Below are 18,745 nucleotides of genomic sequence, written 5' to 3'. Positions count from 1 at the left end.
AAAAAAACAACCCGCTATTTCTAACGGATTGCAAATGTATAAAGTTTTTTTATATTCTAAAACTTTTTTTAATATTTTTTTATCTTTTTTATGAAATTAAAGAATCCCTATGCTTTTCTTTAGATCTTTTTAACTGTCTTTTTAAGTTATCTACGGCTGAATTGACTCCTTCTTCGAAAGTTTTGGTTTCTCTTTTTACTATTAATTCTTTACCTGGTATATTAATTTTAACCTCTGTAATCTTATTTTCTTTATCACTAGTATTTTGAACTTTCAAAAAAACTTCTGCATCTACAATTTTATCGTGAAATTTTGATAATGTTGATACTTTTTGATTTGTAAATGTAATTAAATCTTTGTCTGCATTAAAGTTAACGGATTGCGTAAATACTTTCATACTTTTTTGTTTTTATTACTCCTAGGGTGAGCTTGGTTATACACTTTTTTAATGGCATCTAAACTGTTATGAGTATAGACTTGTGTTGAGGCTAAAGATGAGTGCCCTAGTAACTCTTTAACCGAATTTATATTTGCCCCTTCATTTAAAAGATGCGTCGCAAAGGAATGCCTTAAAATGTGGGGGCTTTTCTTTTGTTTTGTAGAAACTTTACTAAAGTATGAATTTATAATTCTGTAAACAAGGGTTTCATATATTTTATTTCCTTTCTCTGTAATAAACAATTCATTTATACCGGCTGAAATTTTCTTTTTTGCTTCTAAATATTGTTTTAATGTTTGAATTACTGATGGTAATAGTGGAATGTACCGTTGTTTATTTCTTTTCCCTAAAACTTTTATTATTTTGTTTGATAAATCAATATCATTTTCTTTGACATTAATCAACTCTGCCCTCCTAACACCTGTAGAATAAAATAATTCAACAATTAGCTTATTTCTAATAGATATAAAATCATCTTTTTCGTTGATTGTATTAATAACTTGATTTATTTCTTTTTGATTAAATGGAATCTGTACTTTTTTGTTGATTTTTAGAGCTTTATGCTTTGCTAAGGGGTTTACTTTAATTTGATGTGTTTTCTGAAGAAATTTGTAAAAAGATTTTAATGAACTTACTTTTCTATTAATTGATCGATTTGAAATCTTTAAATCGACCAAAGAAACAATCCAAGTTCTTATTTGATTGTAATGTACTTCTGATAAATTTTCTTGTTTGAATTCTGTAACTAAAAAATCTTTAAATGAAATTAAATCGTTTTTATATGCTGTAATTGTATGTACAGAATATTTTTTTTCTAGCGATAAGTATTCTAAAAAGGAATCAATCACAATTCTTGGTTGTTGGTTTTTGTTAAATTTACAAAATTTTGGGCATAAAAAAACTCGCATCATTAATTTGATGCGAGATGTATCTTTAAAATAGATCCGAATTTAAAATTAAGAATAGTTCAATGTATAATTTTAAATACAAGTTTTGGTCTTTTCATGAAATAGAAAACTCTTACCAACATTAATGATATGAGTTCAATATTTTGAGAAGATCCTGATGTAAAATCGGAATTAATTCAACTTACAGTTTTAAATGCGACCTATGGTCTTTTTAAAACTGAGTTTCATTAACCTACTTCTTCTTGTGTTCTTAATCTCTGAACGTATGAAGCTTTTATTCTTTGAGCTCTTTTAGCTACAGACGGCTTTGTAAAGTTCTTTCTGTTACGTAAGTTCTTCATTGTCTTTGTTCTGTCAAACTTTCGTTTGTAACGTTTTAAAGCTCTATCTATATTCTCTCCTTCTTTTACAGGTATAATTAACATTTGTTGGCACCTCCCTTCATAAGTATCTTAAATATTTTTAAAACAGTTAAACTGCTGATTTATAATTTTTGGACTGCAAATGTAATTATTAAATCTGAATTACAAATTTTTAATTCAATTAATTTTTAGATTGGCCTGCGTTAGGGATTGCAATGGCATCCTTTTTTATGCTTATCTGTATTTAATATCTGTGTAATTATAGAAATTACTTTTCTTGAAAAAGATAATTCTAACTTAAATTCAGCATAAAAAAGATATAATGAAAAGCCCGACCTTTAGGGAACGCCCAAATTAGTGGACAGTTTATCAGTAGCAGTTTGCAGTTAATGCACCTTATTTGTAGTTGCTCAATACCTACAAGGTTTTGGAAACCTTGCAGGATTTTATGTTGCTGGCTTATATTCTTTTCCGTCAATTACCATTTTTGCGATAATCTTAGGATTATTTTCGCAAAAAGCTAATTTAAAAAACTATGTTGCTGGCTTGTACTCCTTGCCATCAATTACCATTTTTGCGATAATCTCTTTCAAGATTTCAGAAGTACCTCCTCCTATTGGTCCTAATCTGCTATCTCTTAACAAACGTGCCATAGGATAATCTTCCATATAACCATAACCTCCTAATAGTTGGAGTGCTTCATAAATTACTTCGTCTGCCATTTTTGTTGATAGCAGTTTAGACATGCTTGCTTCTTTTACTACATACTGCCCATCGTCTAAACGTTTTGCAATAGAGTAATTATATTCTCTACACATATCTACTCTACTTGCCATTTCTGCCACTTTATGTCTTAAGGCTTGAAAACTATCTAAAGGTTTGCCAAAAGCAACTCTTTCTTCCATATATTTAATTGCATAATCTACTGCATATTCTGCTCTTGCATGTGCATTTACGCCCATTAACAACCTTTCTAAGGCAAAATGCTGCATAATATAAGGAAATCCTTTACCTTCTTCTCCCAGAAGGTTTTCAGCAGGAACTTCTACATTATCGAAAGCGATTTCTCCTGTATCTGAGGCTTTCCAACCTAATTTATTTAGCATTGTTGCTGATAATCCTTTTGAGTTTCTGTCTACAATAAACAAACTAATACCTTTGTATTTGTCTGTAGGATCTGTTTTTGCAGATACAATTAAATAGTCTGAAAGCACTCCATTTGTAATAAATGTTTTTGAACCATTTAAGATGTATTTGCCTCCTTTTTTAATAGCTGTAGAACGCATGCCAGCTACATCAGAACCTCCAAAAGGCTCAGTGATGCACAAGCAACCAATCATATCTCCAAGAACACTTGGTGCTAAATATTTTTGCTTCTGAAAATCGTTACCCTCTTTGTTTAAATGGGTCATTGCTAAATATTCATGCGCCCACATGGCTGCAGCAAATCCGCACGAATTTATTTTTTGCATTTCTTCTAAAAAGATAACTGTGTAAAATAAATCTAAATCTAACCCTCCATAAGCTTCTGGAGTAGCTAAACCGAAATACCCCATTTCTCCAAATTTTTTCCAGATAAAACGATCTATTGTTCCGTTTTTTTCCCATTTATCAACATGGGGAACCACTTCTTTCTGTAAAAATTCTTTGAAACTAGCACGAAAAAATTCGTGTTCTTCAGTAAAATACATACTGCTCATTAGGCTAGAAATTTAGTTTATTATTCAGCCAACAAATATAAGGTTATTCTATCATACAAATCTAAAGGAAAACCCTTGATGTTTTTTAATTCTGAGATATCTTGGAGCTCTGCAACCTCATCTCTGTAATTAAAAATCTTTTTACACAACTCATAATCTATGTAAGGATTTTTTAATAATTGTTTGAATTCCACAGTATTTACATTCACTTTTTTAATGATAGGTTTATCAGCAATTTTAAAAACGGACAAGACTTTGTCTGCAACTTCTTTTTCTAAACCCCAAACTTCATAAAGCTGATAAGCAAAAGAAAAACCTTGTAATTTAGAACGATACTTAATAATTCTTTCTGAAAAAGCAGGACCAATTCCGTTAATAGTTCTTAAATCTTCTGCTGTTGCTTTGTTAATGTCTGTTGTAGTTAGTTTATAAGTTGGTTTTTTATAGTAATTGGACTGAGATTCCTGCTTACTCTGGAATGACAAGTTTGAAGAATTCTTTTTTTGATTTCTTTTCACAACCCAATCTGGAAATTTAAAATAAGGTGCTATTTTAGCCAAAAGTGAATCTGAAATCTGTGTAACTTTTTGAAACTCTTCTTTAGAATTGACAAACTGATTCGTTTTTCTATATGCTAATAATCGATCAATTTCTTGTAAAGACATGCCCAATTGTTCTCCTTTATAATCTGTAATATAATTTGGATTAAAAGGGTAAATCTTAGGTTTTCTATCTTCGATTTCTACCAACTTTAAACTATCAACTTGTTGTTGAAGTGCTAGAATTTCTGGTTGATTAACATCAACACTACCATCTGAACTAAAAACATCAACAAAAATAAAAACTTGTAAAATTAAGATGAGTATTGCCAATAAAAAAATCCCATTTCTTTGGCTTTTAGTATACCAGAAATGGGATTTGAATATTTTCATTATAGCTGTTTTTTACATGTGGTCGTTAATATCTACAGCACCATCTTCAATTGCCTCTTCTTTTTTATTAATGGCATTCATGTATTTACTTAATTCTTTTTTAATTATCGGAGATAACATTATTACCCCAATTATATTTGGAACCACCATAGCAAATATCATTGCATCAGAAAAATCGATTACCGCTCCTAAACTAATAGATGCACCTACTATCACGAATAACAAGAATAAAACTTTATATACTAAATCAGTTATTTTTCCTTTTCCGAATAAAAATTTCCAGCCTTGCATACCATAGTAAGACCAAGAAATCATGGTAGAAAATGCAAATAATATAACCGCAATTGTTAAGACTACTGAGAAATGAGGAATTACAGAATCGAAAGCTACAGCTGTTAACTCTACACCTTCCTTAATTTCTACACCATACTCCATAAACTGACCATCGAAGTTGGTAATGATAATTACCAAAGCTGTCATAGTACAAATAACTACTGTATCTACAAATGGTTCTAATAAAGCAACAATACCTTCACTTGCTGGATATTTTGTTCTAACTGCAGAGTGTGCAATTGCAGCTGAACCTACACCAGCTTCGTTAGAGAAAGCTCCTCTACGAATTCCTTGAATCATTACACCTATTAAACCACCAGCAATACCTAATCCCGAAAATGCTCCTTCGAAAATTAAAGCAAAGGCATCATCTATTAAACTAAAGTTAGCAAACAAGATAATTAAAGCAGCTAATACATAAATACCTGCCATAAACGGCACAACTTTTTCGGTTACAGATGCAATTCTTTTAATACCTCCAATAATTACAACTGCCACTAACGCAGCCATAACTATACCAAAATATAAACCCGCATTTGGCCCTGTTAATTCAAAAAGTTTTGTAAATTGAGCTGCAGCTTGGTTGGCTTGAAACATGTTTCCACCACCAAAAGAACCACCGATTACGAAAATAGCAAACAAAACTGCTAATACTTTTCCAAAACCCCCTGCTCCTTTTTCTTTTAATCCTTTTGTAAGGTAATACATTGGCCCACCATAAACAGTACCATCTTCACCCACATCTCTATATTTTACACCTAATGTACATTCTGCAAATTTTGATGCCATTCCTAAAAGACCAGCAACTATCATCCAGAATGTTGCCCCTGGACCACCAATAGATAAAGCGACAGCTACACCAGCAATATTACCTAAACCAACTGTAGCAGATAATGCAGCAGTTAAAGCTTGGAAGTGAGAAACTTCTCCATCTGCGCTTTCATCTCTAATTGTTTCAATTAAATCTCCACCTGGAGTTTGATCTCCATAAGCTTTTTCATTATTTTCATTGTCATCGATTATTTGTTGTGCGTCTTCACCATAAAGTTTATCAACACCATGTTTTTCTATATCTTCGTATTTACCTCTAACTACCTGTATAGCTGTTAAAAAACCCGTAAAATTGATAAATTTAAAGTAAAATGTAAAAAATAAAGCACCACCAATTAATACAATTAATACCCATGGTATTTGAAATGTATCAGAAAACGGAATTTCATAGAAAATAGCATCTACAAACCAACCTGTATAATCTTTAAAAGTTGCGTCTATGCTATCTGTTGTGCTTTGTGCAAATGATATAATAGGAAATGCTAAAAGCAATAACGAAAGAAGTTTTTTCTTCATAATAATGGTATTGTTAGTTTTTTTTGAGTTTACTGACGTGCAATATCTTAAAAAAATGCTCTTTGAACAACTTTTAGCAGTTAAAAGTCATTTTTAGATTAAGGTTTCTTTAAACCTTTGCAAATCTTCTTTAAATGATTTTGGATAAAAATTCAATTCTTTATTTGTTTTCGACAAATCGAAACCTGTTTTAGGTGGCCTTTTTGCAGTTTGATTTAATGTTGTTGATGAAATTGGTTTGATTAAACCTTGATCTAATTCAAATACCTCTGCCACTTGTTGTGCAATTTCGTAAACACTTAATAATTCTTTGGATGAAATATGAAAAATTCCTTTTGCATTTTTATCCATAGTAATTTTACACGCTAAGGCTAAATCATCTACAAAAGTTGGCATTCTGAATTGATCATCTACTATCGTAATTTCTTTGCCTTGCTCTAACATGCTTTTTACCCAGAGCACAATATTGCTTCTGCTCATAGAAAATACTTTACCATACACTAAAATAGTTCTTAAAATGGTAAAGTTTATGTTTGAATCAATTAAAACCTTTTCGGATTTTACTTTAGATAATCCATAATAACTCAATGGATTTGGAGTATCTGTTTCTTTGTAGTATCCTTTTTCACCATCAAAAATAAAATCGGTGGATAAGTGTATTACATGAATATTAAGTTCTTCTGATATTTCTGCCAGCCATTGTACAACATCAATATTTAAAACATCACAAGCTTCTTTTGCTAACTCACAATCATCAACCAAAGTCATAGCAGCTGTGTTGATAATAAAATGAGGTTGAATTTCTCTGATTGTTTTTTTTAAATTTTCTTCTTGTGTTAAATCAATTGAAACATAATTAAAATCGTCTCTTCCACTTCTATTTTCTCCTCTTGAAAAACCAAATACTTGATATTTTTCAACTTCTTTAAGTAATAATGCTACCAAGGATTGTCCCAATAACCCATTACTACCTGTAATAATAACTTTTCTCATTTTAAAATAATTCTCTCAATTTTGTAATTTGTTCTGGCCTTCCTAAAACAATTAAATGTGCACCTTTAACTAAAGGTGTAGATGCCTCTGGGTTTATAACATAATCTTTATCGGGATTTCTAAAACCTATAACAGTACAACCCGTTTGTTTTCTTAAATCTAAATCTAAAATTGTTTTCCCTAAATATTTTTTTGGCAAGGTATCAACATCAATTTCCTCTAAATTTGCAGTGGTTTCACCTTCAATAGTTAATCGATCTACAAACTCAATAACATCTGGAGTTGTAACTAAAGATGCCATATGATTACCCCCTAATTTATCTGGCATAATTACATTATCTGCACCTGCAATTTTTAGTTTACTATATGATGTTTCTTTAGATGCTCTACTTATAATTCTACAATTTTTATTTAATTGACTAGCTGTAAGCACAATAAATAAATTATTAGCATCAGAAGGTAAAGCCGCAATTAAAGAGCTCGCTTTAGCAATACCTGCTCTTAAAAGAGTTTCATCTAAAGTGGCATCACCCTCAATATTTAGCAACCCTTGTTCATCTAAAAGCGCTATCATTTCTTTATTTTTCTCTACTACCACAAACTCTTTATTATAGTTTTGAAGCTTAACTATTGCTTGCTTTCCATTTCTTCCATAACCACAAACTATTGTGTGGCCTTGTAAGTTTGCTATTTGTTTTTCCACTCTTCTGTGTTTAAAATGTTCAAAAAATTGTCCGCTAACCAAATACTCAGAAAATGCAGAAACTGCATAACCAAAGGTTGTAATACTTGTAAGAATCAAAAAAATGGTAAATATTTTTTCTTCTGGGGTAAAAGGGTGCACTTCTCCAAAACCAACTGTAGTTACTGTAATTACAGTCATGTACAAAGCATCTACAAAGGTATAACTAGAAAAAGACATGTATCCAAAAGTTCCAACAGCTAAAATTGCAGTTACTAAAATTGATATTTTATATATTTTAGAGTTTAAAACTTTCATAAACTACAAATCAAAAACCGAACTTCTTTTGGTATAAATTAAATCTTTTAACTTCATTGCAAATGCAAACGTGAGGTAAAACCCGAAAGAAAGCCCCACAGTAAAAAAAGTTACATAAATAAAATAAATACGTACGTTTTTTGCGCGCATTCCTAATCGGTCTGCTAATCTTTGAAAAAACCCGAATCCATGTCTTTCGAAAAAATGACGTATGGTATGTATAAATTTTCTGCCTTCCATTATAACTGCAAGATAACAATATCTAGCTATTTGTTATTTACATTTCGATTAAAAATGATTTCTATTGATTAACTTTGCGCTTTTGCAAAAACCACCTTTTTTTGAAAGACCAAGAATACATAGAAGTTTACGGAGCAAGAGCACATAATTTAAAGAATATTGATGTAAAAATTCCACGAGAAAAACTAGTTGTTATTACTGGTTTAAGTGGTAGTGGAAAATCTTCGTTGGCTTTCGACACCATTTATGCTGAAGGGCAAAGACGCTATATCGAAACCTTTTCTGCTTATGCCAGACAATTTTTGGGCGGTCTAGAAAGACCTGATGTAGATAAAATTGATGGATTATCTCCTGTGATTTCTATCGAACAAAAAACCACGAATAAAAGTCCACGTTCTACAGTAGGTACTATTACAGAAATTTATGATTTTTTAAGACTTTTATATGCAAGAGCTGCTGATGCTTATTCTTATAATACTGGTGAGCAAATGGTGAGTTATTCTGATGAACAAATCAGACAACTAATTTTAAAGGATTTTGATGGTAAAAAATTAGCTATTCTTGCACCTTTGATAAAATCTCGAAAAGGGCATTATCGCGAATTGTTTGAACAAATCTCAAAACAAGGTTTTGTAAGGGTTCGTGTTGATGGAAAAATTAGAGAAATTGAAAAAGGGATGCGTTTAGACAGATACAAAACGCATGATATAGAAGTGGTTATTGACCGTTTATTGATCAACGAAACATCAGAAAAACGTTTAGAAGAAACCATAAAAACGGCTTTGTACTCTGGGAATAATATTATGATGGTTATTGATATTGACGATAATACTCCTCGATATTTTAGCCGTGAGTTGATGTGTCCAACAACAGGAATTGCGTACCCCAATCCTGAACCAAACACCTTTTCTTTTAACTCGCCAAAAGGTGCATGTTCTACATGTAATGGACTCGGAATTAATCAAGAAATTAATCTAAACAAAGTAATTCCTGATGATACTATTTCTATCAAAAAAGGAGGAATTGCACCTTTAGGAGAACAGAAAAATAGCTGGATTTTTAAACAAATTCAACATATTGCTGAGCGTTATCAATTTAAACTTACAGACGCAATAAAAGACATTCCTAAAAAAGCATTAGACATCATTTTAAATGGTGGTAATGAAACCTTTAAAATTGAATCGAAAACTGTTGGCGTAACTAGAAATTATAAAATTGATTTTGAAGGAATCATTTCTTTTATTGAAAATCAATATAAAAATGCAGAAAGTACTTCTATAAAACGCTGGGCAAAAGGGTTTATGGACGAAGTTGCTTGTAAAACCTGCCAAGGAAAACGTTTAAAAAAAGAAGCTTTACATTTTAAAATTACCGATAAAAACATCAGTGATTTAGCACAAATGGATGTTACTGAATTAGCTGCTTGGTTTGCAACTATTGAAAAACATTTGTCTGAAAAACAAATCACTATAGCATCAGAAATTTTAAAAGAAATTAGAACTCGTATTCAGTTTTTATTAGATGTTGGCTTAGATTATTTAACATTAGACAGAACTTCAAAATCACTTTCTGGTGGCGAAGCACAACGTATTCGTTTAGCAACTCAAATTGGCTCGCAATTGGTAGGTGTTTTATATATTTTAGATGAGCCAAGTATTGGTTTGCATCAAAGAGATAATCAAAAATTAATAGACTCTTTAATAAAATTGAGAGATGTTGGTAACTCTGTTTTAGTAGTTGAACATGATGAAGACATGATGAAAAAAGCAGATTATGTTTTAGATATTGGCCTTGGAGCAGGAAGACATGGAGGAGAAATTGTAAGTATTGGCACATTTGATGAAATCATCAAAAATAAAACATTAACTACAGATTATTTAACAGGCAGAAAAAAAATAGTTGTTCCAAAAGAACGCAGAGTAGGAAATGGAAAAACGATTACCCTAAAAGGTGCTTCTGGTAATAATCTTAAAAATGTTTCTGTAGATTTTCCGTTAGGAAAAATGATTTGTGTTACAGGAGTTTCTGGTAGTGGAAAATCAACCTTAATCAACGAAACTTTGTACCCTATTTTAAATGCTCACATCTACAGAGGTGTAAAAAAACCAATGCCATATAAAAAAATTGAAGGCTTAGAACATATAGATAAAGTGATTGATATTGATCAATCGCCTATTGGTAGAACTCCGCGCTCTAACCCAGCCACTTACACCAAAACTTTTGATGAAATTAGAAGTTTATTTGCAAAAACACCTGAAGCTGCCATTCGTGGTTACAAGCCAGGTCGTTTTTCTTTTAATGTAAAAGGTGGTCGCTGTGAAACCTGTCAAGGTGGTGGAGTACGAGTTATCGAAATGAATTTCTTACCAGATGTTCAGGTTGAATGTGAAACTTGTCAAGGCAAACGTTTTAATAGAGAAACTTTAGAAATCAGATATAAAGGTAAATCAATTTCGGACGTTTTAGATATGACTATTGAAGATGCCACAGATTTTTTTGAGAACATCCCTAAAATCCACAGAAAATTAAAAACAATAAAAGATGTTGGTTTGGGCTATATTACACTTGGCCAACAATCTACCACACTTTCTGGTGGTGAAGCACAGCGTATAAAATTAGCATCAGAATTATCAAAAAGAGATACAGGAAACACCTTTTATATTTTAGACGAACCCACAACAGGCTTGCATTTCGAAGATATTCGTGTATTGATGGAAGTTCTCAATAAATTAACCAATAAAGGTAATACAGTTTTAATTATAGAACATAATTTAGACGTAATAAAACTAGCAGATTATATTATTGATGTGGGTATGGAAGGTGGAAAAAAAGGCGGAAAAATTTTAGTAAAAGGTACTCCAGAAGAAGTTGCTAAACATAAGAAAAGCTATACTGCCAAATTCTTAAAAAAAGAGCTTCTTTAAAGAATTGGCATTAAAAATATTTCAAAATTTAAAAAAATTAATTCAGTTCGCTTTTCTTTAGAAAAGTTTTAAAACAATATTATAATGACACAAGACGACAGAAAAATAAAAGAACGTTTTCAACCAAAAACTTGGAATGAGATAAAAACCAACGATTCTTGGGCTATTTTTAAAATAATGGCAGAATTCGTAGAAGGTTATGAACGATTGAGTAAAATTGGTCCTTGTGTTTCTATTTTTGGCTCTGCACGTACAAAACCAGACCATCCTTATTATAAATTGGCAGAAGAAGTTGCCTACAAATTAACACAAAGTGGATTTGGCGTAATTACAGGTGGTGGCCCAGGAATTATGGAGGCTGGTAATAAAGGTGCCAACAGAGGAAAAGGTTTATCTGTTGGATTAAATATTGAACTCCCTTTTGAGCAACATGATAATCCTTGGATTGACCCAGGAAAGAGTTTAGACTTCGATTACTTTTTTGTAAGAAAAGTAATGTTTGTAAAATATTCACAAGGTTTTGTGGTAATGCCAGGAGGATTTGGAACTATGGATGAACTTTTTGAAGCCATTACTTTAATTCAAACTAAAAAAATAGGTCGTTTTCCAATTGTATTAGTAGGTAAAAAGTTTTGGGCTGGTTTGTTAGATTGGATTAAAAACACCCTAATAGAAGAAGGTAATATTAGTAAAGACGACTTAAATTTATTTAGATTGGTAGATACTGCTGATGAAGCTGTAGAACACTTTAACAAATTCTATGCGAAATACAAAATAAAGCCAAATTTCTAAATATGCTAAAAAAAAGAATTTTCTTTTTATGCTGTTTTGCTGTTTTAACGGTTGGTGCGCAAACCAAAATAAAATCGATGTTTTACAACATTTTAAATTATGATGCTGGCGTAAATAGCCAAAACAGAACCGTTCATTTAAAAACTGTTTTAGAAGATGTACAACCAGACTTATTTATGGTTTGCGAGTTGATCAATGAAAATGCTTCTGATTACTTATTTGAAAACGCTGTTTTGCCTTTGGGTAGTCATTTTAAAAAAGCACCTTTTCAATACAGTCAATCTCCAGCAACTGGTTTGTTGCAAATGGTATATTACAACCAAAAAAAACTAACTTTAAAGGCTACAAATATAGTACCTACTGATATAAGAGATATAAATCATTATACATTTACCATAAACACAGAAAACTCTGCAACAAACCCTATTCTATTAGAGGTTTTTGTAACCCATTTAAAAGCATCTACAGGCAGTGATAATCGCTTAAAACGATACAACTCTGTACTTCAATTTTTAGACGCTTTAGACCATCTACCTCAAAATAGTTTTGTACTTTTTGCTGGTGATTTTAACTTTTACACTAGCAATGAAGATGGTTATCGGGTGTTGTCTGATGCAAGAAACGCTATTAAAATTATTGATCCCCTTAATCGCCCCACAGATGTATTTGCTAATAACCCTAATGTTAGAGATCCTTTTGAATTTTATAGTTCTAGCTCAAATTACTTTTGGAGAAACAGCTCTTTTGCAGATATTCACTCTCAATCTACAAGAAACTCTCCATTAAATGGAGATGGAGCTGGTGGTGGTATGGATGATCGATTCGATTTTATTTTAATATCCGAAAATCTAAAAACCAGTACAGATTTATTTTATATCGAAAATAGTTATCAAACTATTGGCAATAATGGAAACTGCTACAATTCTTATGTAAACAATACGAACTGTGATGGTATATATTCTCAAAAATTACGAAATGCATTATATCAATTTAGTGATCATTTGCCAATTGTAATGAGCTTAGAAACACCCAAAAACGTACTATCTGTAGAAAAAAACAACCCAATTTCATTTAGTGGTAGTAATATTGTTAAAAATTCAATAACTTTAACATTAAAAGAAAAACTAAATTCAATTATTATCTACAATCAACTTGGCCAAATTATTTATCAACAGAAAAACACAAGTACAACCAAATTGAATATTGATACACGTTCGTTTTCTAAAGGAGTTTACTTCTTAAAAGCGGATGCATACAAACCACTAAAATTTGTGAAAATTTAAATTGAAAAGCATCGTTATAACTTTTTTTACCCTTATGTTTTGCTGTGCTTTTTTAGCACAAGAAAATACTATCTCTATAGAAGCAAACTTAAATGTAGGCAAAGATGAAATGATGATAAAACAAGAAATTGTGTTTTTCAATACAACAGGTTCTACCCTACACAACATTTACTTACACAATTGGCCCAATAGCTTTAGAGACCGAAAAACACCTTTATCACAACGATTTATAAAAGATTATAGAAAAGATTTATATTTTGCCAAACAAAGCGAGCTTGGTAAAACTACGATTAAAAACTTAACTGTAGATTTTGAAAACACCCTCTTTAATGAACATGAAGGAAAAGCAGATATTTTAAACATAACTCTAAACAAACCTTTACAACCAAAAGAAAAAACTAAAATAATAATTACCTATACCGTAAAAATACCAAGTGCCTCTTTTACTGGCTATGGAAAAACAAAAGAAGGGTATCATTTACGCTTTTGGTACATTACACCCGCTGTTTATGATAAAGGATGGGCCTTGATGAGTAATCTTAATATTGATGATTTATACGAAAAACCCACCGACTTTAAAATAGACATCAATATTCCGAAATCTTATGTCTTAGAGAGTAATTTATATCAATACATCACAAAAAAGGAAGATGTAAATAATTACTATTTAATAGGTAAAAAAAAATCAGATGTTATTTTAAGTATCCATAAAACAGAACAATTCAAAACTTACAAAACAAAGAAAATTAATGTTTATACTGATGTTTTAGGCGATGAATATGAAATAGATTACAAATCTAAAATTGTCATTTTAAATAGAAATATTCAATTTTTAGAAAAGTATTTGGGCCAATATCCACATAAAGAATTATTTATTGACAAAGCCACGCAAAAAAAAGATCCTGTAATTGGGTTAACTCAACTGCCAGATTTTTTACGACCTTTTTCGGAAACTTTTAAGGCAGATATTACCATCTTTAAGGCCCTGAGCAGAAAATATATAGAGAATACGTTATTTTTAAATAAAAGGAAAGATTACTGGTTGCTAGATGGTTTACAAAACTATTTTATGATTGAATACATAGAAGAGTTTTACCCTGAAACAAAACTTTTAGGTAAATTTTCAGACACTTTTTTCTTAAGATCTTTTAACATTTCTAAAGCTGATTTTAATGATAAATATCCGTTGATTTATCAATTTGTTTCTCGTAAATTTTTAGATCAGGCGTTAACAACCTCTGCAGATTCCCTGTCTAATTTTAACAGAAAAATTGCCAATAAGTACAAAGCAGGTATGGCTTTTAGATATTTAAAAGGCTATTTAGGAGATAGCATATTAAATAATACTATCAAAGATTTTTATCAAAATAACCAAACTAAAATTGTTGATAGTAAAGATTTTCAAAAATTATTAGCATCAAAGACTCGTAAAGAAACAGGTTGGTTTTTTGATGATTTTATTAAAACCAACAAAAAAATAGATCATACTATTGATGATATAGAAATAAAAGGTGATAGTGTACATGTAAAGATTAGAAACAAAAGAAATATGACCACACCTGTGTTGGTTTATGGTTTAAAAGATAAAGAAATAAAATATAAAAAATGGGTAACAGGCGTTAAAGATACTGCCAACATAAGCATTCCAAAAAACGGAATTAATAAGGTTAGTTTAAACTATGAAAATTTTTATCCTGAATTAAATACTTTAGACAATTGGAAAAGATTACAAAATAAAATATTTAATAAGCCTTTAAAGTTTAGCTTAATAAAAGACATTCAAGACCCATATTACAATCAACTATTTTATCAACCCAATTTTAGCTATAATTTTTATAACGGTTTAACTTTAGGAGTGAGTTTACACAACAAACCCTTAATTAAAAGAAATTTAGAAGTTTCTATAGCGCCTGCTTATGCCACAAAAAGTGGCTCTGTTATTGGTAATTTTTCAGTGAAATATCATCAATATTTCGAAGAAACTAGCATTTACAAAATAGTTTACGGAATGGATGGTGGCACGTCAGACTACGCACCAGAATTATCTTACACAGCTTTTGTACCTTATGTAAATTTATTTTTTAAAAGAAAAGATTTGCGAGATGCTACACAAGAAGCTATAACAGCAAGAATGCTTTACATTGATAGAGAAAGACCCTTGGGAGAACCTATTGGTCCCGAAGATCAATACACTATTTTTAACTTAAGGTATAACTATATGAACCCTGATATCATCAAAGAATTCAGGTATAATTTTAGTTTAGAAATTGCCGAAAATTTTTCTAAGGTTTCTGCAGATATTCGCTATAGAGCATTATCTACGTCAGATACGCAATTAGATTTTAGGCTATTTGCAGGTTCTTTTTTAAACAACTCATCAACTGGAAACTATTTTAGCTTTGGTTTAGACAGAGCAAATGATTATTTATTTCAGCTTAACTATTTTGGTCGATCAGAAGATTCAGGTATTTTTAGTCAACAATTTATTATTGCAGAAGGGGGGTTTAAATCAGTACTACCCACAAGATTTGCCAATCAGTACATGGTTTCTTTAAATTCGAGTTTTGGTTTATGGAGGTGGGTTGAGTTTTATAATGATGTTGCTTTTCTAAAAAACAAAAATATTCCTATCTATTTTGCATACAATAATGGAATACGATTGAACTTTGTTCATAATATTTTTGAAATCTATTTTCCTTTATACTCTAACAATGGCTGGGAAATTGGGCAGCAAGCTTATGCTGAAAAAATTAGATTTACTTTTACAGGAAACTTGCGTTCTATTTTTAATTTTGTAAGAAGAGGATTTCTATAAATTCAAACAAAACCATTTCTATTGTATAATTCTCAACAAACAAGAATAAATTATACATTATTTTAACATATTCTTAATAACTAACGCTATTTTTAAATATCAATTAAAAAAACTATCTTTGCATACCTAAATAATCTCAGACTATGTTGCAAAAAACAATTCTTTTAAACACTCAAGAAATTTCTTTTAACGAATTTAAAAAAGAAGTGTTAAAAGACTACAAAATTGCACGAATCAGTAGAGAATGTAGCTTACTTGGTAGGCGAGAAGTATTAACAGGTAAAGCTAAGTTTGGTATTTTTGGTGATGGTAAAGAAGTGCCTCAGTTAGCCATGGCCAAAGCGTTTAAGCATGGCGATTTTAGATCTGGTTACTACAGAGACCAGACTTTTATGATGGCATTAGGCGAGCTTACAGCTCAACAATTTTTTGCGGGTTTATATGCACATACAGATATAAAAGCAGATCCAATGTCTGCAGGTAGACAAATGGGAGGTCATTTTGCAACCCATAGTTTAAACGAAAACGGTTCTTGGAAAGACTTAACCCAACAATACAATTCTAGTTCAGACATTTCACCTACTGCTGGTCAAATGCCTAGATTATTAGGCTTAGCACAAGCATCAAAAATATATAGAAACGAAAAAAGCGTACAAAACAACACCAATTTTTCTAATAAAGGAAACGAAGTGGCTTGGGGTACCATTGGAAACGCAAGTACAAGTGAAGGTTTGTTTTTTGAAACCATAAATGCAGCAGGGGTTTTACAAGTACCAATGGTGATGAGTGTTTGGGATGATGAATACGGAATTTCGGTTCATGCAAAACATCAAACTACTAAAGAAAGTATTTCCGAAATCTTAAAAGGTTTTCAAAGAGATGAAAAAAATAAAGGGTATGAAATTTTTGTAATTAATGGCTGGGATTATGTACAATTGGTAGATGTTTACCATAAAGCTGCTAAAATTGCAAGAGAAGAGCACGTGCCTGTTTTAATACACGTTAAAGAATTGACACAACCTCAAGGCCATTCTACCTCTGGATCTCACGAAAGATATAAAGATAAAGATCGTTTAGCTTGGGAAAAAAATCATGATTGTATCGCAAAAATGAGAGAGTGGATTCTAGATTTTGAACTAGAAACTAAAACTGGTGATGTGTTGCGTTTTGTTGATGGTGAAGAGGATTTAATTATTATAGAAAAAGAAGCAAAAAAAGAGGTTACTAACGCAAAACGAAACGCTTGGAGTGCCTATTTAAATGAAATAAAATCTGAACGTTTAATTGTTTCTGAAATATTAGAAGGTGTTACCCAAAAAAGTAACAATGGTGCATTTATCAATAAATATAAAAACGATTTATTAGCCATTGCAGAACCTACAAGAAAAGATGTATTATCTGTAGCTAGAAAATGTTTGTGGTATTTAAGAGATGAATATTTTAGTGAAAAAATTGAGCTACAAAACTTTATAAAATCTGCCTTAAAAGATGCACATCATAAATATTCTACGCATTTAACAAGTGAAACTGATTTAAACAGTTTAGCCATTTTAGAGAAAAAACCAACTTATGCTCAAGATAAAAATCTGGTAGATGCCAGAATTGTAATGCGAGATAATTTTGATGCCATCCTAAATAAACACCAAAATGTGGTTATTTTTGGCGAAGATGCTGGTTATATTGGTGATGTAAATCAAGGTTTGGAGGGCTTACAAGAAAAGTATGGAGATATACGAATTTCGGATACTGGAATTCGCGAAGCCACTATAATCGGACAAGGTATTGGTTTGGCAATGCGCGGTTTACGACCTATTGCTGAAGTTCAGTATTTAGATTACTTACTGTACGCTCTACAAATTATGAGTGATGATTTAGCCACTTTGCGTTACAGAACTTTTGGCAAACAAAAAGCACCATTAATTATTAGAACTCGTGGACATCGTTTAGAAGGTATTTGGCACGCTGGTTCACCTATGGGCGGAATTATTAACAATGTTAGAGGTATTCATGTTTTAGTGCCAAGAAATATGACCAAAGCTGCTGGATTTTACAACACACTTTTAGCTAGTGATGATCCCGCTTTGGTTATTGAATGTTTAAATGGATATCGTTTAAAAGAGGAATTACCTACTAATTTAGGCGATTTTAAAACACCAATAGGCGTTGTAGAAACCGTTAAAGAAGGTAAAGATATTACTATTGTTTCTTATGGTTCTACTCTTCGAATAGTGCAAGAAGTTGCAAAAGATTTGACGCAAGTAGGTGTCGATATCGAAATTATAGATGCACAGTCTTTATTACCTTTTGATTTAGCTCATGATTGTGTAAAAAGTCTAGCCAAAACCAATAAATTATTAGTGGTTGATGAAGATGTACCTGGAGGTGCTTCTGCTTATATTTTACAAGAGATTTTAGAAAATCAAAATGGATATCAATATTTAGATAGTAAACCAGCTACCTTAACTTCTAAAGCGCACAGACCTGCTTATGGTACTGATGGCGATTATTTTTCAAAACCATCTGCTGAAGATATTTTTGAAAAGGTGTATGAGATTATGCATGAATTCAATCCACAGAAATTTAATAGTTTGTATTAAAAATTTTGATATAATTATAAAGAAAATTCCAATCAAATTTTGATTGGAATTTTAATATTGAAGTTATTTAGCCTGAATTT

14 protein-coding genes are annotated in these 18,745 nt (G+C 31.1%); 5 read left to right on the top strand and 9 right to left on the bottom strand.

Annotated elements, in window-relative coordinates; genetic code table 11:
• Positions 1 to 88: 88 nt before the first annotated feature.
• The 9 genes from hpf to ACW9UN_RS02070 all read right to left on the bottom strand — a co-directional run bounded on the left by hpf (position 89) and on the right by ACW9UN_RS02070 (position 8,254).
• A complete protein-coding gene (gene hpf, locus ACW9UN_RS02110; protein ID WP_459483448.1) occupies positions 89 to 397 on the bottom strand; it encodes a ribosome hibernation-promoting factor, HPF/YfiA family in 309 nt (102 codons plus the stop codon).
• Positions 394 to 1,347 carry a tyrosine-type recombinase/integrase gene (locus ACW9UN_RS02105; RefSeq protein WP_459483604.1) on the bottom strand — a complete coding sequence of 318 codons (954 nt, stop codon included), beginning with the start codon at positions 1,345 to 1,347 and terminating at the stop codon, positions 394 to 396. The genes hpf and ACW9UN_RS02105 overlap by 4 nt, the downstream gene beginning before the upstream one ends.
• Positions 1,348 to 1,574: 227 nt before the next feature.
• Entirely contained in the window at positions 1,575 to 1,772 is a 198-nt protein-coding gene (gene rpsU, locus ACW9UN_RS02100) for a 30S ribosomal protein S21 (RefSeq protein ID WP_015480739.1), read from the bottom strand.
• 470 nt (positions 1,773 to 2,242) lie between these two features.
• Positions 2,243 to 3,409, bottom strand: a complete 1,167-nt coding sequence (locus ACW9UN_RS02095; RefSeq protein WP_459483446.1) for an acyl-CoA dehydrogenase family protein — start codon at positions 3,407 to 3,409, stop codon at positions 2,243 to 2,245.
• Positions 3,410 to 3,429: 20 nt separating this feature from the next.
• On the bottom strand, positions 3,430 to 4,341 hold the full coding sequence (locus ACW9UN_RS02090; RefSeq protein WP_459483444.1) for a helix-hairpin-helix domain-containing protein: 912 nt from the start codon (positions 4,339 to 4,341) through the stop codon (positions 3,430 to 3,432).
• Positions 4,342 to 4,353: 12 nt separating this feature from the next.
• On the bottom strand, positions 4,354 to 6,021 hold the full coding sequence (locus ACW9UN_RS02085; protein ID WP_459483443.1) for an alanine/glycine:cation symporter family protein: 1,668 nt from the start codon (positions 6,019 to 6,021) through the stop codon (positions 4,354 to 4,356).
• Positions 6,022 to 6,114: 93 nt separating this feature from the next.
• Positions 6,115 to 7,014, bottom strand: a complete 900-nt coding sequence (locus ACW9UN_RS02080) for an SDR family oxidoreductase (RefSeq protein WP_459483442.1) — start codon at positions 7,012 to 7,014, stop codon at positions 6,115 to 6,117.
• A gap of 1 nt (position 7,015) precedes the next feature.
• Complete coding sequence (locus ACW9UN_RS02075) at positions 7,016 to 8,014, bottom strand: potassium channel family protein (protein WP_459483440.1); 999 nt, start codon at positions 8,012 to 8,014, stop codon at positions 7,016 to 7,018.
• Between the two features lie 3 nt (positions 8,015 to 8,017).
• Positions 8,018 to 8,254 carry a PspC domain-containing protein gene (locus ACW9UN_RS02070; RefSeq protein WP_459483438.1) on the bottom strand — a complete coding sequence of 79 codons (237 nt, stop codon included), beginning with the start codon at positions 8,252 to 8,254 and terminating at the stop codon, positions 8,018 to 8,020.
• Positions 8,255 to 8,355: 101 nt separating this feature from the next.
• Here ACW9UN_RS02070 and uvrA point away from each other — a divergent pair, with 101 nt between their 5' ends.
• The 5 genes from uvrA to ACW9UN_RS02045 all read left to right on the top strand — a co-directional run bounded on the left by uvrA (position 8,356) and on the right by ACW9UN_RS02045 (position 18,665).
• Entirely contained in the window at positions 8,356 to 11,178 is a 2,823-nt protein-coding gene (gene uvrA / locus ACW9UN_RS02065) for an excinuclease ABC subunit UvrA (protein ID WP_459483436.1), read from the top strand.
• Between the two features lie 84 nt (positions 11,179 to 11,262).
• Positions 11,263 to 11,970, top strand: coding sequence for an LOG family protein (locus ACW9UN_RS02060; protein ID WP_459483434.1), 708 nt, complete (start codon positions 11,263 to 11,265; stop codon positions 11,968 to 11,970).
• Positions 11,971 to 11,972: 2 nt separating this feature from the next.
• Positions 11,973 to 13,253, top strand: coding sequence for a T9SS type A sorting domain-containing protein (locus tag ACW9UN_RS02055; protein WP_459483432.1), 1,281 nt, complete (start codon positions 11,973 to 11,975; stop codon positions 13,251 to 13,253).
• Between the two features lie 34 nt (positions 13,254 to 13,287).
• A complete protein-coding gene (locus ACW9UN_RS02050) occupies positions 13,288 to 16,068 on the top strand; it encodes a gluzincin family metallopeptidase (RefSeq protein ID WP_459483431.1) in 2,781 nt (926 codons plus the stop codon).
• A 143-nt stretch (positions 16,069 to 16,211) separates the two neighbouring features.
• On the top strand, positions 16,212 to 18,665 hold the full coding sequence (locus tag ACW9UN_RS02045) for an alpha-ketoacid dehydrogenase subunit alpha/beta (protein ID WP_459483429.1): 2,454 nt from the start codon (positions 16,212 to 16,214) through the stop codon (positions 18,663 to 18,665).
• Positions 18,666 to 18,745 lie beyond the last annotated feature (80 nt).

It is taken from the genome of Polaribacter litoreus, from assembly GCF_054584775.1.
This window is presented reverse-complemented; position numbering and strand designations above follow the sequence as displayed.

Bases quoted from the DNA above. Each gene is read 5' to 3' on its own strand.
- ACW9UN_RS02080 (WP_459483442.1), bottom strand. From the start codon at position 7,014: ATGAGAAAAGTTATTATTACAGGTAGTAATGGGTTATTGGGACAATCC.
- ACW9UN_RS02095 (WP_459483446.1), bottom strand. From the start codon at position 3,409: ATGAGCAGTATGTATTTTACTGAAGAACACGAATTTTTTCGTGCTAGT.
- ACW9UN_RS02060 (WP_459483434.1), top strand. From the start codon at position 11,263: ATGACACAAGACGACAGAAAAATAAAAGAACGTTTTCAACCAAAAACT.
- ACW9UN_RS02085 (WP_459483443.1), bottom strand. From the start codon at position 6,021: ATGAAGAAAAAACTTCTTTCGTTATTGCTTTTAGCATTTCCTATTATA.
- hpf (WP_459483448.1), bottom strand. From the start codon at position 397: ATGAAAGTATTTACGCAATCCGTTAACTTTAATGCAGACAAAGATTTA.
- ACW9UN_RS02045 (WP_459483429.1), top strand. From the start codon at position 16,212: ATGTTGCAAAAAACAATTCTTTTAAACACTCAAGAAATTTCTTTTAAC.
- rpsU (WP_015480739.1), bottom strand. From the start codon at position 1,772: ATGTTAATTATACCTGTAAAAGAAGGAGAGAATATAGATAGAGCTTTA.
- ACW9UN_RS02050 (WP_459483431.1), top strand. From the start codon at position 13,288: ATGTTTTGCTGTGCTTTTTTAGCACAAGAAAATACTATCTCTATAGAA.
- ACW9UN_RS02055 (WP_459483432.1), top strand. From the start codon at position 11,973: ATGCTAAAAAAAAGAATTTTCTTTTTATGCTGTTTTGCTGTTTTAACG.
- ACW9UN_RS02070 (WP_459483438.1), bottom strand. From the start codon at position 8,254: ATGGAAGGCAGAAAATTTATACATACCATACGTCATTTTTTCGAAAGA.
- ACW9UN_RS02105 (WP_459483604.1), bottom strand. From the start codon at position 1,347: ATGCGAGTTTTTTTATGCCCAAAATTTTGTAAATTTAACAAAAACCAA.
- ACW9UN_RS02075 (WP_459483440.1), bottom strand. From the start codon at position 8,014: ATGAAAGTTTTAAACTCTAAAATATATAAAATATCAATTTTAGTAACT.
- ACW9UN_RS02090 (WP_459483444.1), bottom strand. From the start codon at position 4,341: ATGAAAATATTCAAATCCCATTTCTGGTATACTAAAAGCCAAAGAAAT.